This is a genomic window from Prevotella sp. CAG:592 (genome assembly GCF_000436015.1).
Classification (GTDB): Bacteria; Bacteroidota; Bacteroidia; order Bacteroidales; family Bacteroidaceae; genus Prevotella; species Prevotella pectinovora.
Genome location: NZ_FR892618.1, coordinates 1 through 1,564, shown reverse-complemented (window position 1 = coordinate 1,564; position 1,564 = coordinate 1). Strand labels below are relative to the sequence as shown.

Below are 1,564 nucleotides of genomic sequence, written 5' to 3'. Positions count from 1 at the left end.
TCAATCCCATTCACCTCAAATATACACATATCACTAAGCTGCCGTTCGTTAGAGTCCAGCAGCTACATTCGTCTTATGTATTTTTAAATAAGGTAGGCTGAATAGTTACAGCATCAAAATTTTCATAATCTCCCATAAGCCTAAAGTTTGTATTGTGAAAGTCAATATTAATCTGTCGAAGACAAATCAAGCAAGAAATCATAGATGCTGATAATCTGAATTCCATCATCATCGCTCCACGATTTTGTATGCTCACCAACGATAAGGAGTTTACGGAAAGAATCACCCACTAAGCGCAAGGAACGTTTCTCCTGCTCCATTTTGTCGGAATCAGGCATTCTCCAAGCCGATTGTATATAAATGCGTTGACTACCTTTATTGCAGACGAAATCAACTTCAAGTGTGACACGGATATTTTGTCCCTTATCGTTTCTAACCCTTTGAGCAACGTTGCCAACATCAACAAGCCAACCACGCATACGCATTTCATTATAGATGACATTCTCCATGATGTGGGTAGGCTCTGTTTGTCGGAAAGAAATGATAGAGTTGCGCAAACCGATATCTTGATAATAGTATTTTGATAGCGAGCCGATGTACTTGCGTCCTTTAATGTCATATCGCTCAGACTTCTCAATAAGGAAAGCATCTTGCATATATCCAAGATATACGGAAACCGTCTTGTCCGTGATATTCTGAACGTTGCTTACAGACTTGAAAGTGTTGGCAATATTAAAAGCATTGACAGGTGCGCCTATGCTTGAAGCCACAGTCTTTGAAAGCTCTTCAAATTCAGGTTTTAAGGTAATGTCATTACGCTCATATATGTCACGGAGATACACGGTACGGTATAGCCTACGCAAGAAATCGGATTTCTTGTCATCGCCAATTTGAGTTAAGAGTTGTGGAAGTCCACCAAACATAATGTATTCAGACCACGCATCTTCCTTTGAACCAGGAAAAACAGACATAAATTCCTTGAATGACAAAGGCCAAACATGAATTTCATCACCACGCCCACGGAACTCTGTCACCACATCAGATGAAAGGAAGCGTGAATTAGAGCCTGTAACATAAACATCAGTGCCTTCAGTTACCGAGAGTGTGGAAAGAACCTCAACAAAGTCATTCACTTCCTGTACCTCGTCAATAATGATGTAGTATGTTTCATCGTCTTTCATTTCCTTTTCTACCCAATCAAGTAAATAGTCAGGGTCTTTGAATGGCTTGTTCTTTCGACTCTCCATATCAATAATTATGATATGGTCTTCCTTAATACCATCATCCAACAGGTGCTGTCGGAAAAGCTTCTTTAGCAAGAAAGACTTTCCAGAACGTCTTAATCCTGTTATAATTTTAATCAATCCGTTGCCTTTAGAACGAATCAATTGGTCGATATAAGTGCTTCTGTTAACTATCATCCATTCCGAAAAAGTGGTACATGTTCCACTTTTTCGGAACAAAGGTAATACTTTTCTTTTAAAAGGAAGACTGTTTTTTTAGGAATTTGACAATTTTAGCCAAATTCGCTACTCTACATATACACCTCAATCCCATTCACCTC

1 protein-coding gene is annotated in these 1,564 nt (G+C 38.9%); it reads right to left on the bottom strand.

What is annotated here, in order from left to right; translation table 11 throughout:
* Positions 1–167 precede the first annotated feature (167 nt).
* On the bottom strand, positions 168–1,421 hold the full coding sequence (locus QVO99_RS08765) for an ATP-binding protein (protein WP_288177094.1): 1,254 nt from the start codon (positions 1,419–1,421) through the stop codon (positions 168–170).
* Positions 1,422–1,564: the final 143 nt, after the last annotated feature.

What these genes read in the sequence shown, in the direction of transcription:
- QVO99_RS08765 (WP_288177094.1), bottom strand. Translation starts at nt 1,421, where the DNA reads ATGATAGTTAACAGAAGCACTTATATCGACCAATTGATTCGTTCTAAA.